Origin of the sequence: Ralstonia sp. AU12-08, from assembly GCF_000442475.1 — a bacterium.
GTDB classification, from domain to species: Bacteria; Pseudomonadota; Gammaproteobacteria; order Burkholderiales; family Burkholderiaceae; genus Ralstonia; species Ralstonia insidiosa.
In genome coordinates, this window is sequence record NZ_ASZV01000018.1 from 23,873 (window position 1) to 39,807 (window position 15,935).

Below are 15,935 nucleotides of genomic sequence, written 5' to 3' on the forward strand. Positions count from 1 at the left end.
CGGTTCTCCGGTGCGTGGATCTATCGAATCAGCCTTGCGCCGGGGTGGCGGTCAGCTCTTCGAACGACACAGCCTTGTCAGTAACCTTGGCCTTGTCGCACACAAAATTTACCACGTTGTTTTCGAGCACGTAGGCTTCCATTTCAGCCAGGCGCTGTTGGTCACCGTAGTACCAGCGGATGACTTCCTTCGGATCTTCGTAGCTCTTGGCGAACTCTTCGATCTCGGCCTTGATCTGCTCCGGCTTGGCTTCCAGGTTGTTGGCCTTGACGACTTCAGCCAGCACCAGACCCAGCTTCACGCGGCGCTCAGCCTGTTGCGTGAACATTTCAGCCGGGATCGGCATGTTCTTGGCGTTCGGCATGCCGCGTTGCTCGAGGTCACGACGGGCCATTTCGACCAGGCGCTCCTGGTCTTGTTCGACCAGCGACTTCGGCACGTCCAGCTCTGCCACCTTCAGCAGCGCTTCCATGACTTGGTCCTTGAGCAGCGCGTGCGTGCGGCGCTTGACTTCACGCTCGAGGTTTTCGCGGATGTCGGCGCGCATCTTGTCGAGGTTGCCATCGGCGATGCCCAGCGATTGTGCGAAGGCTTCGTTGACTTCCGGCAGGTGCGCCCACTCGACTTGCTTGAGCGTCACGGTGAACTCAGCGGTCTTACCGGCCACGTCCTTGCCGTGGTAGTCCTCGGGGAAGGCCAGCGGGAATTTCTTCGACTCGCCTTGCTTCAGGCCCAGCGTGGCTTGTTCGAACTCGGGCAGCATGCGGCCTTCGCCCAGCACGAAGCTGAAACCTTCAGCCTTGCCGCCGGCAAATTCCACGCCGTCGATCGTGCCAACGAAGTCGACCGTCACGCGGTCGCCGTTTTGTGCAACGGCAGCGCCGCCGTCACCGTGCTCACCAGCCTCGCCACGCGGGTGGTAGTGCACACGCTGCTTGCGCAGAATGTCGAGGGTCTTGTCGATTTCCGCGTCGGTGATCTCGGTCTTGGTACGGGTCAGTTCCGCGCCGGCCAGATCGCCCAGCTTGACTTCCGGATACACCTCGAAGGTGGCATCGAATGCGACTTGGTCGTCGGCCACGCCTTCGGTCTTCAGCTCGAAGCGCGGTTGGCCGGCAACCTTCACGCCTTGCTCATTGGTGATGTCGAAGAACTGACGGGCAGCCTTGTCGTAGCGGACTTCGAATTCAACTTGTTGGCCGTATTGCTTCTCGACCATCTTCATCGGGACCTTGCCCGGACGGAAGCCCGACATCTTGACGGTCTTGGACAGACGCGCCAGACGGCTTTGCTTCTCTTGCTCCACTTCGGCCTTCGGGACAGCCAGGGTCACTTTGCGATCAAGCTTGCCGAGGTTTTCGATAGTCGACATGGTCGTAATTCCAGATTCAGATGAAAGTTGCGTCGAACGGCGCAGCGCCAGCAGCAGCCGTGGTTCAAAGTTCTTGGTGTTGCCGGGCTTGCGCGGATGCGACGCGAGGGCCGCTCAGGTGACACTTCGGCGGCTTAAACGGGTGCAACAGGCGCGTTCGGGCTGGCAAACGCAAAACGCATATTATGGCATGGAACGCTCGCCGGCCCTGATTTTTTGGGTCGGAACGCTTGGAAACCCTATCAAACAGCGGGTCAGTCGAGCGTATCCGCCGCTTCAGTTTCAGCGAGTGCAGCACCCTGCCCGCGCCCGTGTCCATGCTGTAATGCACGCAAGACAAAGCGCCCCGGATCCAGCGCCGCAGCAAGGTCAACTTCCAGCGGCAACGGACCGCCGTCGATTTGCGCGGCGAGCAATTCCGCACCCAAGACCGACCATGTGAGGCCGCGCGAGCCGTATGCAAGTGCGGCATACAGCCCCGGCACGCGAGGCAGTTGCGCATGCGGCCCGCGCAGGCGGAAACCCGGCGCCATGGCCACCGCCTCATCGACCACCGAGCCAATCAGCGGCAAGCGGTTGGCGGACACGCAACGCACCCCGACGTACCCATGCAACTGCGCCGGGTCCAGCCGCGCCAGCGCCTGCGATTGCTGCGGCTGCATGCTCGCCAGCCGCTTGAGGTTGGCGCCGTGATCGCTGGCGCGCTCGGCTAGATCAGAATCGCCCGGCTGGAACGACGAGCCGATCCGCACGGATTTCGCATCGGGTTCCGCCGGCAACAGGTAGCCATCACCGCACACCACGGCCTTCGGCCAAGCCGCTCCCGGCTCAAGGCTGACGAGCGGCACATCCGTAAGCTGGCCGCGCACCGGCTTGAGCGACGCAGACGACAGCGGCGCCAGCCGGGCCGCATCCAAACTATTGGCAAGGATGACGACCGGCGCGCTGGCAATCACGCCACCGTGTGCGCCGAGCGCTTGCCACCGGCCGCCTGCTTCGCGCAGCGATTCGACGCGGGTGTTCCAGTGCACATGAGTTGCGTTGGCGGCTGCGGCGAGGTTCGCTCGACAGACATCGGGCGGCGCCACCCAGCCAGCCTGTTCGAACCACCAGCCACCCTGGGGCACGCTCGCGCCGACGCGTTCGGCGGCCTGGCTGGCACTCAGCCAATCGATGTAGCCGGTGGGGTACCCGAGCGCCTGCACGACGCGCTGCTGCTCGGCGGCATCGTCCTCGTGTTCGGCGAGCTGCAACACACCGGTTGGCTGGAAGCCGGTGGCAAAGCCGGCGCGATCGAGCGCATCCCAGTGACGGCGCGCGAGCAGATTGCCAGCGCGCGACAGACGTGAGAGCACGCTGTCATCAATGGACACATGTGGATGCATGGCTGCGGCACGGTGCGCTGATGTGCCGCGAGCGGGCCCCTCGTTCGCATCGATGAGTGTGATGCGCCAGCCGCGCGCGGCAAGGCGTTCCGCGACGGAGCAGCCGGCAAGCCCCGCGCCAAGGACGATGGCATGGCGCTCAGACCAAACGGGCGCTTCGACAGGGCCGCGTCGCGTCTTCCAGTGCGTTGGAAACTGCGCGACGGTCATATCGCGCTTGGTGCCGAAGCCCGGTGCCTTGCGTGCCTCGAAGCCGGCTTCCTGCAGGCCGCGTCGAACAAAGCCTGCCGCTGTGTACGTTGCCAGCGTGGCGCCAGCGCGGGCGACACGCGCAAGCTGCTTGAAGACGCGCGGCTGCCAGAGGTCCGGGTTCTTGGCGGGCGAGAAGCCGTCCAGATAGAACGCGTCGGCGGCGCAGGACAGTTGCGGCAGCATCTCCATCGCATCGCCAAACAGCAGTGTGAGCGTGACACGACCCTCATCGAAGACGAGACGATGCACGCCGGGCACCGGTACGGGCCATGACTCCCGCAACGTTTCGCCGAGCGGCGCAAGCACGCCGTCTTTCGGGTGCACGACAGACAAGCCCGCCCGGTCGAACGGATGCTTTTCGATGGAAACGAAATCGAGCCGTGCGCAACGCTGCGGATCGTCACGCCACGCGGCCCACGTCGCCAGGAAATTCAGGCCTTGGCCGAAGCCGGTCTCAACGATCGTGAAGGCGCCCTTGCCCTGCCACGCGCCCGGCAACCCGTTGCCGCCCAGGAAGACGTGCTGCGCCTGTGCGAGCCCCCCTTCGGTGCTGTGATAAACGTCGTCGTATTGCGCGGAGAACGGCGTGCCGTCCGACGTGAGCTGGGGCGTGGCGAGAACGAGGCCGCGTGGCATGGAACACCTGGGAGAGAAGCGACGGATTGTACCGCCGCCCTCCCCGCACGCCTTGATCTGACGCAGGTGCGCGCGGCTATACGTCGGCGACCGGTAGGGTGCCCATGATGCGGCGATACCACGCGTGAAAATGCTGCATGCCGTCTTCTAATGGCGACTGGTATGGGCCGGCTTCCGACACACCGCGCACCATCAATGCGCGGCGGCCCGCGTCCATGCGCTCCCCGATCTCGTCATCTTCGATGCAGGTTTCCATGTAGGCCGCGCGCTGCGCCTCCACGAACTCGCGCTCGAACGCGGCGATCTCTTCCGGGTAGTAGAACTCGACTACGTTGACGGTGTCCTGTGGCCCTTTGGGATACAACGTGGAGAGCACCAGCACGTGCGGATACAACTCGATCATGTGGGTCGGGAAGTACGTCACCCAGATCGCGCCGAAATCCGGCGATGTACCGGAGCGATAGTCGAGCAGCCGGTCATGCCAGGCGCCGTACGTGTCCGAACCCGGCTGGCTGAGCGCCTGGTGGATGCCTACGCGCTGCATGCTGTACCAGTCTGCAAACTCCCATTCGAGGTTGTCACACGTGACGAAGTGGCCGAGGCCGGGGTGGAACGGCGCGACGTGATAGTCCTCCAGGTAGACCTCGATGAAGGTCTTCCAGTTGTAGTTGCATTGGTGGACTTCTACGTGGTCGAGCACGTAATCACCAAAGTCGAACTCGGGCCGCGCAAACAACGGTGCCATGTCGTGCGCCGGGTCACGTGGGCCTTCGAACAACAAGCCGTGGCAGTTGCGCAGGGTGAAGCGCTGCAGGTTCTTGCACGGCGTGCTGGTGAACTGCGGCGCGCCAATCAGTTCACCGCGATCGGTGTACGTCCAGCGATGCAGCGGACAAACGATGTTGCCGCCTGCCGCGCCCAGGTTGCCGGTGGCATTGGCAGGGCCAGTCACGTTGCCGGCCTCCCCGCCAAGAATGAGCGCTTGCCGGTGGCGGCAGACGTTGGACATCAGTTCTACGCCGCCGGCATTGCGCACCAGTACGCGACCGCCGTCTTCCTGGGCGAGGCGGCGCCAATCGCCGGATTCGGGCACGGCTTTTTCATTGCCGATATAGCAGGCGGATTGCTTGAAGATGGTTTCGAGTTCGCAAGCGAACAAGGCGTCGTCGAAGTACGCGGCGACGGGCAATTGGGTATGCGCTGGCATCACATGCGCCAGGCGTCCGACATCGGTCATCGGGGTCTCCAACACGGTGCGGCGGGCGGTTCAGTGTTCACGCTGAACCCGCATCCGCCCCATCAGGTATCGGGGGAGAGGAAAAAGCGCGCGCTACGACGCTTCGGCCAGCAAGCGGGCGATACGCACGTCGAGCGAGAGCTTCGGGCAGGTGCTGCATTTCTCGCCGTCGTGGCGGCGGAAGTGGTGGCAGCAGACCTTGCGGTCAAGCGCGAGTGCGGACGTGCCGTCACGCGCACGGTAGGCGAAGAAGCCGCAGCCGCCGGCAACGCCAAGGGCGGCCAGCCACGCCTCTCCTATGGCGGTCATGTCTGCATCTGACAATGACGTGTGTGGACGCACTGCCATCAACGCGCCGAGCACGCACTCGGCCTGCAAGCGATCTGCAGCGCGATCATGCAAGGCGACCATTGGCTTGAGCGCCCGGCGGATTGCGCCACAGAACGCTCGCAACTCAGCGGCAGCGGCCTCCATCCGCCCAACGAACGTGCCGCCAACCGGCGCGTGCACGGGCACGTGGAAGCCACTGGGAAAGCCCGCCTTCACTGGCTGCGCGAGACCCGCCAATCGGGGAACCAATCCATCCAGATGCACGGCAATCACACACAGATAGATCGGCTGCCAGATCGCCAGCCCCCAACAGCGCAGGGCGAGGTAATGCGCGCCCGCCTCCGGATAGGCCTGCGCCCAGTGATCGCACAGCGCCTGCAGTGCAGCGTCGTCGCCCAGCCGCAGCGCATTGGCGGGCGATACCCCACCCTGCTCGCCGCGCAGGCTGGGAATGACACGTTGCCCCAGCAGCAGCGCGTGAGCGAGATCCGGGTTCGGTGTTGGCGCCGGGCGCCAGGCTTGCGGCAAGGCAAAGCCCGACCCCGCTGCGTCTTCAACGAAGGCGCGCATGCCGTCTGTCATGCAGCTGCTTCCACCACGTCCGTCGCTTCGGCTTGCACGGCAGATGCCGCACGACGGAACTTGGCGATGGGGTTGACCAGGTTGCCCGCGATTTTCAGGCTCGATGCCGGGTCGGCCAGGTTCACCATCTGCACGTTGTTGCCGAGCTGCAAGCGGTTCAGGCACGAGTGCAGAAACTCGGGCACGAACATGTCGTAGTGCGCGTATTTGGCGGCGTGCTCCGGATGGGCTTCCTGATAGTCGTAGACGCAATCGGCCACAGCGCCCCAGAACTGGTCTTCGGTGCAGCAAGCGTTCTCCACCAGCACGTGGTTGATGTGGCGCAGCACGCCATCGAACACGTCGATGAAGATGCCGAGCAGCTTGAAGTTGTCCGGTACCTCCACCGCCAGACGCTGCACACGCTCGGGCAGCCATTCGCGTGCCTTGATGTCGAGGATGGCGCATTCCTCGGCAATGTCTTTCATGATGGCGCGCACGGGCACGTGGTTGTCCATCACGAGGATGAGGTTCTCGCCGTGCGGCATGAAAGTCAGCTCGTAAGCGTAGAAGCAATGCAGCAGCGGCGTGAGATACACCTGCAGGTACTGGCGCACCCACGTGAGCGCAGGCAGCCCCGAGCGGCGGATCAGCTCGGGCATCAGCGCATGGCCATCTTTATCGACATGCAGCAGCGCCGCCATCGTCATCAGGCGTTCGCCCGGCTTGAGCAGCGGCAGAGGGTTCTCGCGCCACAGCGCCGAGAACTGCTTTTTGTACGGCGTATCCACCGGAATGGCCGCCTCGTAGTAGAAGTTGCGGAAACCGATGGCCGCCACTTCCTGCAGGATGGTGAAACCGTTCTCGCGCAGGAAACCATCTTTCGAGACCAGCTCCTTGATGAACTCGTTGATGGCCGGCGTGCCCGACATGTAGTACGGCGAGAGCCCGCGCATAAAGCCCATGTTCAGGATCGACAGCGACGTCTTCACATAGCGCTTGGTGCGATCGCTCGTGTTGAAGAACGTGCGGATGGATTGCTGGGCGATGTAGTGGTCGGCGCTGTAATCCAGGCAGATGATCTTGCGCTGAGCAACGTAGCCGGCAAACGCGATGGACAGCTTGTTGAACCACTGCCACGGGTGCGCAGGCATGAAGTGGTAGTCGGCCGGATTCACGCCCTTGGCGGCAACCTGGCGCGTGAAATCGTCCACCGTGTCCTGGCCGAGTTCTTCCACCAGCATTTGCGCGTAGTTCAGCGTGGAAAGCGTTGACGGCGTGGCGTGATCCTTGTGTACAGCCAGCCAGATCACGCGGATGTCGGTACCCGCCTCAGGCGCGTAGGCCTGGTAGTCGACGGACGTAAAGCCCAGGCGCCCATTGTTGGCGACGAAACCGGGGTGCCCTTCGATCATGGCAACTTCGATGGCCTGGAAGTCGGTGGCATCCGCCAGTTGTGCACTGCTGGGTGCGTCGGCCTTCATGCGTTTGAACGCGCTGCCGAATAGCGTGCTGCTGATCTCGTCGAGGTAGATGGGCAGCAGCTCGTCACGAATACCAAGCCGCTGACGGCATTCGATGATGAATTGCAGCGCGTCGAGCGGTTGCTGGGCCCCCTCGACCAGACGGCGAATCGATTCCGGTTGGATAAACCAGTGACGCAGCGCGAGTTGCTGCGCTTCAAACTGGTAGCAGACCTTACCGTCATCAGAGCGCACCTGGTACAGCGCGAAGCCGCCAGTGGTGGCATGCAGGTGCTCGGGCTCCAGGATGAGTTCGTGCGCATATTCGGCAATCGCCTTGCGCAACAGCAGTCGGTTGGCCTGCGCCCAGACTTCCGGCGTGAGGTGGGCGGCCGCCTGGGCCGGGTGTTGCGAGAGCTGGTTGTGGATCGTGACGTTCATAGTGAATCCTTTGGTTTAAGCAATGGCGGTTGCGCTGGTGGCTTGTTCGAAATCCCGCCGGGTGCAGAAGGCGAGACTGGCGATCTTTTCGGTAAAGGCGACGTTGCGGTCGTAGACGAAACCGGCGGCGCGGTTGATGGCGTGAATGCGTATGTTGTTGGCGTCGGGTTCGACCACGATGCGTGCCGCGCCCAGGCTTTCGAACATGAAGCGCATGAGTGCGAAGAACACCGTGCGCGTGTAGCCGGCAATGCGCACATCCGATGGCCCGATGAAGATATGCATGCCGAGGTCGCCCGGCTGCACGTCGTAGAACGTGCGGATGCGATCGTGGGCGGGGTCGTAACACTCGGCCAGGAAGACCGGGCGACCGCCTTGCCACACGAGATACGCGGTGGCGTGGCCGGAGTCCATCAGGTCCTGATAGATCAGACCGATTTCGGCTTCCGTCTTGTCACGCATCAGCCAGAACGAGGCGCGCTCCGGCTGAAACCAGCGGTGCAGCATCGGGATGTCTTCCGGAATGCGCAGCAGGTGGAAGGTGAAACCGTCCGCATCGGTGTAAGGCGCGCTTTCGGCATCGGCGCGGCGGTGGATGGTGTGGGCATCGGCATCAATTGGCATGGGCCGGCGCCTTCAGGTTGGTGGGTACGTCTGCCCTGCCCTCTTTGTCCACTTTGTCCGCATGGCCAGCGCTGGGCACATTCAGGATCAACCGATCGAGCAGCGCCGTCAGCACAAAGCCCCCAGCGGCCAGCAGGAACGGCAGATGCAGCCCGTAGCGATTCACGATCGCCCCCGCTGCAAACGACGACAGCAGCACTCCCATGTTCTGGAAGAAATTGGTGATGCTGTAGTCGTGCGCATAGCGCTGCGGCGTAGAAAGCCGGAACAGGTTCACCTCCAGCTTCACGATGATCTGGAAGAGCGCCCAGCCGTACAGCACGCGCCCGAGCACGATCAACATCGGGTTGGGCGCTGCATGCAGCAGCAGCCCCACCATGCCCAGCAGCAGATTGCCAACCGTGTGGTCCGGCAACTGACCGCCGCGCGTACGAATGCTGGCATGCAGGCGCAACGCCGCGATGGCGACGACGCCCGGAATGGCAAACGCCATGCCCGAGACGAACTCGCTGTCGAGCCCCGACACCTGCTGCCAGTACACCGAGAAGAACGGGCGGATCAGATACGCGCTGAAGTCGAACACCAGCATCACCAGTGCCAGGCGCAGGATCGGCAGACGGTCACGCCAGCCGGTGCGCGGCACCCGCGCTGCTTCAGCGGCGGCCGCCTCGGCATGCTCGCCCGAGTTGACGCGCACGATCTTGCCGCTGCGGATCAGGTGCATGCACACGCCCATCTGGAAGAAATCGCCTGCGGCCATGGCGACGATGCTGGCGCGCGGTCCCCACGCCTGCAACACAAGACCGCCCACCACCGCCCCGAAGATGGCGCCAAAGTGCACCACCACCGAAAGCGTGCCCACCGTGGCAGCGTGCTGCTCCTTGGGCGTGAGCCGCATCATGTACGGATACATCAGCAGGTAGCTGCTCTTGCACATGAACATCAGCATCGACAGCACCCAGTACGTCACCACGTTGGGCGCCCAGTCGCTCAGCAGGCTGAAGGTGCCGGCTGCGAATTGCGTGTAGACCAGCAGGTACAGTGGCTCCACGCGCTTGGCCACACGCGCCCAGATGGGCAGCGTGCACATGACGGCAATCGAGATGGCGGCCACGTACGCACCCACGTGCACAGGGCTGTCCAGCCCATAGCGCGACGCGAAGAACTGCGGGTAGAACGGGATCAGGATCGCATCGCTGATGACGGCAAACACCGTCATCAGAATGATGGTGTTGCGCAGCGTCATACGGCTTCCTCGACAGGCGCCTTCACGCGCTCGGTGACGCTCTTCTCAGCCGCCAGCGGGATGAACTCCGGTGTGGCCGGAATCGCAAAATCCTGGATGGCCACACGCGGCTCGATCTTGTAGTGCTCAACGCCGGTCAGCTCTCGAATGATGTAGGAGTTGCGATAGCAGCTCATGCCAATGTCCTGATTGGTCACGCCGTGCGTGTGCAGGCCCGCGTTCTGCACGTAGACCTCGCTGCCATTGACGTCTGCCGCGTAGTTGCGGGAGAGCTGGTAGCGGCCCTTGGCATCCCAGCGCAGACGGTGGCGAATGCCATCAAGGAACGCCGGGATGTTCTGCTCGTAACCCGTGGCGAGCACGAGCTCTTCTGTGCGATGGGCGTAGCGCGCACCGCTGTCGACCTGCTGGAACTCGATCTCGTAGGTGCCGGTGGCAGCGTCGTGGCGACACGCCTGCAGCTCGCAATTGGTGATCAGGTGCGTGCGCAATTCGCCCACCTTGCGCTTGTCGTCGAGCAGGTCGTAGATCTGGTTGATCAGGCTGGTATTGACGCCCTTGTACAGGCTGTCCTGCGCACGGACGATGGCATCTTTGCGGCCGTCGGGCAGGCTGTAGAAGTGGTCGATGTAGTCCGGCGAGAACATCTCCAGCGTCAGCTTGGTGGTCTCCATCGGGAAGAAGCGCGGAGAACGTGTGATCCAGACGAGGCGGTAGTCGTGCTTGTCGCTCTCCTTGAGCAGGTCAAAATAGACCTCCGCCGCGCTCTGCCCGCTGCCGACGATGGTGATGGAGCGTTTCTCGTGCAGCGATTCACGCACGTCGATGTAGTCCGCAGTGTGCAGATAGCGGTGGCCATCACGCCGCACGCACGCCGGGAACGACGGCGACGACCCCACGCCCAGCACCAGCTTGCGCGCACGGAGCACGAACGGCTCGCACTCCGCGCCGCGAAAGCCCGAGACCACGTAGCAGCCGCGCTGCGCGTCATAGGCCAGCGCCTGCACGTCGTGGTGGAAGCGCGCACAGGTGAGCTGCGCGACGACCCACTTGCAATAGCGGTTGTACTCCGCCCGGCTCAGGTAGAAGTTCTCGCGGAAGTAATACGAATAGATCTTGCCTTCCTGCTTGCAGTAATTCAGGAAGCTGAAGCGGCTTTTTGGATCGGCCAAACTGACGAGATCCGCCAGGAATGGGTTCTGCAATGTCGTGTTATCAATCAGCATGCCAGGATGCCAATTGAATTCCGGCGACCGCTCCAGAAATATCCCATTCAAATCGGCAATGGGTTCCGCCAGACAAGCCAGGCTTAAATTAAACGGACCCAACCCAATGGCAATAAAGTCATGAACTTCTGATTCCATTACGTTTGAACCTCCTGATTTACAAAAGCGATGACAACAAGACTCCAGCCGTAGAACACGCGTTTACGCGCATACGCTTCCCGTTGGCTGGCGGCATCAGGCCGCGCCTAGACTGGGTAAATTCAGGTGGGGAGCAGATCACGACCGATGCGTGCCGGCCGCTGAAGGATCATGGAATATCGCGGATGCGATATCGGGATAGATGCTGACTGGCCCGGCGACTTCAATAAAAAGCCGCCGGGCAACAAGCTAAGTCACAATACTATACAAGCAGGATGATGCTTGCGTGAATAAATCTTAATTACCATTGATACGAAATGGTTGCCATTGCGCTGCGCGCATCACCCCAATAGCAGTAGTTGCTGTTCATGCAAGATGCCACATACGCTTTATTAAAGAGATTCTTTGCCGACAATTGCAACTTTGCACCCTTGAGCGATGGGTCCCAGCGCGCGAGATCGATACGCAGCATCAAGTCGACCAGCGTGTACGGCGGCACCTTGAAGCTGTTCGCGCTGTCGCCATAGCTCGTGCCAACGTAGCGCACCCCCACACCCGCCGTGTAGCCGGGCATGAAGGTCCAATCACCCCACACCGATGCCATATGGCGCGGCGCCTGATACGGCGTATTCCCGACAAAGCCTTCGGTGGACTCGACAAACTTCATGTCGGTGAACGTGTAGTTGGCCAGCAGCGAAACGTTGTCCGCGATCTGTGAACGCGCCTCCAGTTCCAGCCCGCGCGTACGCACCTTGCCAGTGGGCACGTAGTAGACCTGGGCAGATGGCCGGTTGGCGATGTTCTCCTGTTCCAGGTTGAACACGGCGGCCGACAGCATCGTGCTCGAGCCCTTGGGCTGATAACGCACACCCGCCTCGAACTGCTTGGCCGTGGCCGGTTGCAGCAGATTGCCCCGCTGATCCGTCCGGATGCTCGGGTTGAAGCCATCGGCATAGCTGAAATACGGGGCGATACCGTTGTCGAACAGGTAGACCACGCCCGCACGCTTGGTGAACTTCGAGCCGCTCCATTCCGACGGGGTGCCCGTGCCATACAGGTTGGATGCCTTGGCGTGGTCTTCACGCACGCCCAGTGTGAAGCGCCAGCGGTCGATGGCGATCTGGTCCTGCAGGTACACACCGGTCTGCTCAAGCCAGCGGTCTATCGGCGTCGCCGTCACACCTGTCAGACCCGGATTGCCATAGACCGGGTTGAATGCGTTGATCGGGTCCGCACTGCCGGATTCCCAAAAGCCATCGACGTGGCGCTTCTGGTAGTCCAGGCCAACCAGCAGCGTGTGCTTGACGGGGCCGGTCGTGAACTTGCCTTCGAGCTGGTTATCGACCGTGTAGGCGTGCGTGGCCTCCTTGGCGCCAGCGTAATAGCGCGTGAGGTTGTTCGCATCGGCCCAGCCGTAGCCGTAGATCTGGCGCATGCGCACGTCACCGTAGATGTATCGGAAGTTCTGGCGCGCCGTCCACGCGTCATTGAACATGTGCTCGAACTGGTAACCCAGCATGCGCTGGGTGCGGCGGAATTTTTCGACTGTCGGGTCGCCGTCGAAGAAGTAGCGCGAGATGGTGCGGCCGTTGTGCGGGAACAGGCTGCCCTCCGCCGGCACGCCGCTATTGAAGCTGCCTTCCGGATCGTGCTGCAGATAGGCCTGCAGCAACAGGTGCGTGTTAGGCGTGAAGTTGATGGCCAACGACGGCGCGATGGCAAAGCGCTCTTCCCGCACATGCTGGAACTGCGAATCCATGCCGCGTGCCAAGCCGGTCACGCGAAAGGCCATCACGCCGTTCTGATCCACCGGGCCAGAGATGTCGAACGCCCCTTCAACACGGTTGCGGTTGCCCACCGTCAACTCGACTTCGTGATACGGCTGGAACAGCGGCTTCTTGCTGACGAGTGACACGACGCCCCCTGGCGAAGCGCGCCCGAACAACACCGAACCCGGCCCCTTGAGCACGTCAATGCGCTGCAGGAAATACGGATCGATCTGGAACGAGCTGTAGCTGCCCTGATCGCCCTGAAGGCTCAGGCCATCAAGCAGCGCGTTGTTGACGCTGGCGTCATTGAAGCCGCGCAGCGCAACGTAGTCATAGCGATTGGCCGCCCCGACCAACCCAGTGAACGCGCCCGTCGTGTAGTTGAGCGCTTCCGACAAGCCGCGCGGCCGCTGGTCTTCCAGCTGCTGTTGCGTGATCACCGAGATCGACTGCGGCGTCTCGATGATCGGCGTATCGGTCTTGGTGCCTGCCGAGCTTTGCTTGGCGACAAAGCCCTTGCCGGGGCTCTGCGCTGTCTCGCTGCGGCCGACGACGGTCGCGGTGGGCAGCGTGGCATTCACCTCTGCGGTGGTACTCTGTGCCATCACTTGCGCGGGTAGCGCTACCCCCAGCAGCACTGCGCAAGTCAGCCGTGCAGCAAGCGCCAGCGGGCGCAGCGTCGGGCCGGAAATCGGGCAAGTCGTTTCAGATGGAAAAACCGTTGTTGTGTTGATGTGCTTTGGCATGGTGTGTTGGAAGATGCGTGTGGTTTCCACACCCATCGACGATCCACACGGCAAAAGCGGAACTCGATCTGGAACTTTTTTTGATCAGGCCCTCGTGCACGTCGCGCAACGCTCAACCGCTTGCACGAGGTACTTGCGCACCATGCGCGTTGATTTGCCAAGCTGCTCGGCAATGCACGCATGAGATTGCCCTTCGATGTAACGCAAGCGAACGGCTTCGCGTGCGCTGGGCGACAGCGTTTCCAGCATCGTGCTCGTGTGCTGCAGCGTCTGCGCCTGTGCCATGCGCTGCTCGGGCGATGGTGCATGACCAAACTGCTCGCATCGCAACGTCAGCTCATCCAGGCAGGCACACTCGACACGCCGCCGGCGCGCACGATCGATCATCAGATGCTTGGCGGTGGTGGTCAGGTAAGCGCGCGGCTCCCGCACCTCGCTCAACGCATCCGGCACGGCCGGTACGCGCATGAAGGTGTCGTGCAGTACATCCGCCGCCTCCTCCGGACACGCGAGCTTCCTGCGCAGCCAGGCGAACAGCCAATCGCTGTGGCACATGTAAAGCGCGTCGATGTCGTGCAGCGGGTTGGGCTGAACGGCCGGCATGCGGGCTCCCGGAGATGGGCCGGACGCGCGCACGCAACTACGTACACATGGCGCCCATGCAAATGAGAATCATTCGCATTGTATGGGTCGAGCAACCCTGTTCGCAAACGGGGATTCGAAAGGGAGTACTAAGAATTGGCGTGCGGCGGCAAGACGCCCTTAAGCCGCACTGTCCGTTGAGCGATGCCGCCACGCCATCAGGGCAACGGCCAGGGCGGCCAGCGACAAACCGATCGCCAGCCCGGTCATGCGGCCGGAGCGGCGCGCTTCATCGGCCTGCTCGCGCGCTTCGATGGCCTGGCGCACGGTTTCCCAGAAGGCCTCGCGGTGCTCGTTCTCGTCAAAGATGGACATGGCACGCTTCCCGGTTGTCTGCACAGTGCTTTGTGCTGCTTGCCTTGTCATCGTAGGGAACGTGCGGCAGGCGCGCCACCGCACGTTTCGCGTAGGCGCCCGCGTTCAGGCCGCGGCAGCAGGTTTGCCGGCCGGTGAAGCAGGTGCCCCGGGGGCACCAATACGTGCATCGGCGTCACCCTGCCCCAAGTCCATCGCATCCGCGCGCTCGGCAGTGGATAGCTCGTCTGCGCGATAGCCCGTGCGGTTGAGCAGCACCAGTGTGCACGCCAGCGACACCAGCGCATACAGCGCCGACGATGCAGCCACGCCCACGATGTTGCCGGTGCTGTTGAGCATCCACTGCGCAAACACCGGCGTGCCACCGCCCACCACCAACGAGCACAGCTGATACGCCAGCGACAGGCCCGTGTAACGGATGCGCGTCGGGAACACGCGCGCCAGAATGCCGCCGATGGCGCCGTAGAACATCGAATGCGGAATCGTCGCCAGGCACATGCCCAGCAACGCAATCCAGACCACCTTGGTCTCGATGGCGAAGAACATCACCGGCATGAGCAGAAACTCGGGCAGCACCATCAGGCAGATCGCGCGGCGCATGTCCATGCGCGAGACCAACCACGCGCCCAGCGGCTGCGTGATGAACTGCACCACCAGCGCAATCGCGATGATGCCGAGGAAGGTGTCCTGCGCGTAGCCGAGTTCCTTCGTGGCCCACGCCAACGCGAAGTTGCTCTTCAGGTACGTCACGTGGATGAGCGGCAACGTACCCGCGCCCAGTAGCACTAGGCCCCAGTGGTCGCGCACCACATCCTTGAGCGGCAACTTGACGGTCTTCTTCTGCGCCAGCACGCGCTTCATGTCGTCGGACTCTTCCAGCTTCAGGCGGATGACCATGCCCACGATCACCAGCAGCGCCGACAGCAGGAACGGCACGCGCCAGCCCCACAACATGAACTGCGGTGTGGGCAGCGCGCTCAACGCAAAGAACACCACCGTTGCCAGCAGGTTGCCTGTGGGGGAACCCTGCTGCGCAAACGCGGAGTACAGAATGCTCTTGCGCTTGGGCGCGCTTTCGCTGGCGATCAGCACCGCACCGCCCCACTCGCCGCCCACGGCCACGCCCTGAATCACGCGCAGCACCACCAGCCCCACCGGCGCCCACATGCCGATCTGCGCATAGCTGGGCAGCAGGCCGATACCCATCGTCGCGAGCCCCATCAGGATGAGCGTGACGATGAGCGTAGTCTTGCGGCCGATCTTGTCGCCCAGGTGGCCGAAGATGATGCCGCCGATCGGCCGCGCGGCAAAGCCAGCCCACAGCGTCACGAACGACAGCAGCGTGGCGATGCCCGGGTCCAGCGTCTTGGAGAAGAACACCTTGCCGAAGACCAGCGCGGCGGCAAGACCGTAGATGTAGAAGTCGTACCACTCGATGGTGGTGCCGATGAACGCGGCAACCGCGGCGCGGCGCGGCTGCAGGTTCGCGGCCTGGGGCGCGGACTGGTGAGGCATGTTGGTCTCCTTGGTGGTACTGCCGGTTCGGTGCGGC

At 62.8% G+C, this 15,935-nt stretch carries 12 protein-coding genes; all 12 read right to left on the reverse strand.

Annotated features, from left to right (window positions below; all coding sequences use genetic code 11):
* Positions 1 to 28: 28 nt before the first annotated feature.
* Positions 29 to 1,372, reverse strand: a complete 1,344-nt coding sequence (gene tig / locus C404_RS40930; RefSeq protein WP_021194575.1) for a trigger factor — start codon at positions 1,370 to 1,372, stop codon at positions 29 to 31.
* Positions 1,373 to 1,626: 254 nt separating this feature from the next.
* Positions 1,627 to 3,645 (reverse strand): bifunctional tRNA (5-methylaminomethyl-2-thiouridine)(34)-methyltransferase MnmD/FAD-dependent 5-carboxymethylaminomethyl-2-thiouridine(34) oxidoreductase MnmC, encoded by a 2,019-nt coding sequence (mnmC, locus tag C404_RS40935; RefSeq protein WP_021194576.1) that lies wholly within the window; start codon positions 3,643 to 3,645, stop codon positions 1,627 to 1,629.
* A 76-nt stretch (positions 3,646 to 3,721) separates the two neighbouring features.
* Complete coding sequence (locus C404_RS40940; RefSeq protein ID WP_021194577.1) at positions 3,722 to 4,882, reverse strand: aromatic ring-hydroxylating oxygenase subunit alpha; 1,161 nt, start codon at positions 4,880 to 4,882, stop codon at positions 3,722 to 3,724.
* 93 nt (positions 4,883 to 4,975) lie between these two features.
* On the reverse strand, positions 4,976 to 5,794 hold the full coding sequence (locus C404_RS40945; protein WP_021194578.1) for a siderophore ferric iron reductase: 819 nt from the start codon (positions 5,792 to 5,794) through the stop codon (positions 4,976 to 4,978).
* Complete coding sequence (locus tag C404_RS40950) at positions 5,791 to 7,677, reverse strand: IucA/IucC family protein (RefSeq protein WP_021194579.1); 1,887 nt, start codon at positions 7,675 to 7,677, stop codon at positions 5,791 to 5,793. The genes C404_RS40945 and C404_RS40950 overlap by 4 nt, the downstream gene beginning before the upstream one ends.
* 15 nt (positions 7,678 to 7,692) lie before the next feature.
* Entirely contained in the window at positions 7,693 to 8,301 is a 609-nt protein-coding gene (locus tag C404_RS59940; RefSeq protein ID WP_021194580.1) for a GNAT family N-acetyltransferase, read from the reverse strand.
* On the reverse strand, positions 8,291 to 9,547 hold the full coding sequence (locus C404_RS40960) for an MFS transporter (protein ID WP_021194581.1): 1,257 nt from the start codon (positions 9,545 to 9,547) through the stop codon (positions 8,291 to 8,293). The genes C404_RS59940 and C404_RS40960 overlap by 11 nt, the downstream gene beginning before the upstream one ends.
* Entirely contained in the window at positions 9,544 to 10,911 is a 1,368-nt protein-coding gene (locus tag C404_RS40965) for a lysine N(6)-hydroxylase/L-ornithine N(5)-oxygenase family protein (protein ID WP_049285543.1), read from the reverse strand. The genes C404_RS40960 and C404_RS40965 overlap by 4 nt, the downstream gene beginning before the upstream one ends.
* Before the next feature lie 301 nt (positions 10,912 to 11,212).
* Positions 11,213 to 13,285: a TonB-dependent siderophore receptor gene (locus C404_RS40970; RefSeq protein WP_232317477.1), complete on the reverse strand. Its 2,073-nt coding sequence runs from the start codon at positions 13,283 to 13,285 to the stop codon at positions 11,213 to 11,215.
* 225 nt (positions 13,286 to 13,510) lie between these two features.
* Positions 13,511 to 14,029 (reverse strand): sigma-70 family RNA polymerase sigma factor, encoded by a 519-nt coding sequence (locus tag C404_RS40975; RefSeq protein ID WP_021194584.1) that lies wholly within the window; start codon positions 14,027 to 14,029, stop codon positions 13,511 to 13,513.
* A 159-nt stretch (positions 14,030 to 14,188) separates the two neighbouring features.
* Complete coding sequence (locus C404_RS40980; RefSeq protein ID WP_021194585.1) at positions 14,189 to 14,383, reverse strand: hypothetical protein; 195 nt, start codon at positions 14,381 to 14,383, stop codon at positions 14,189 to 14,191.
* A gap of 105 nt (positions 14,384 to 14,488) precedes the next feature.
* Positions 14,489 to 15,898 (reverse strand): MFS transporter, encoded by a 1,410-nt coding sequence (locus C404_RS40985; RefSeq protein WP_021194586.1) that lies wholly within the window; start codon positions 15,896 to 15,898, stop codon positions 14,489 to 14,491.
* Positions 15,899 to 15,935: the final 37 nt, after the last annotated feature.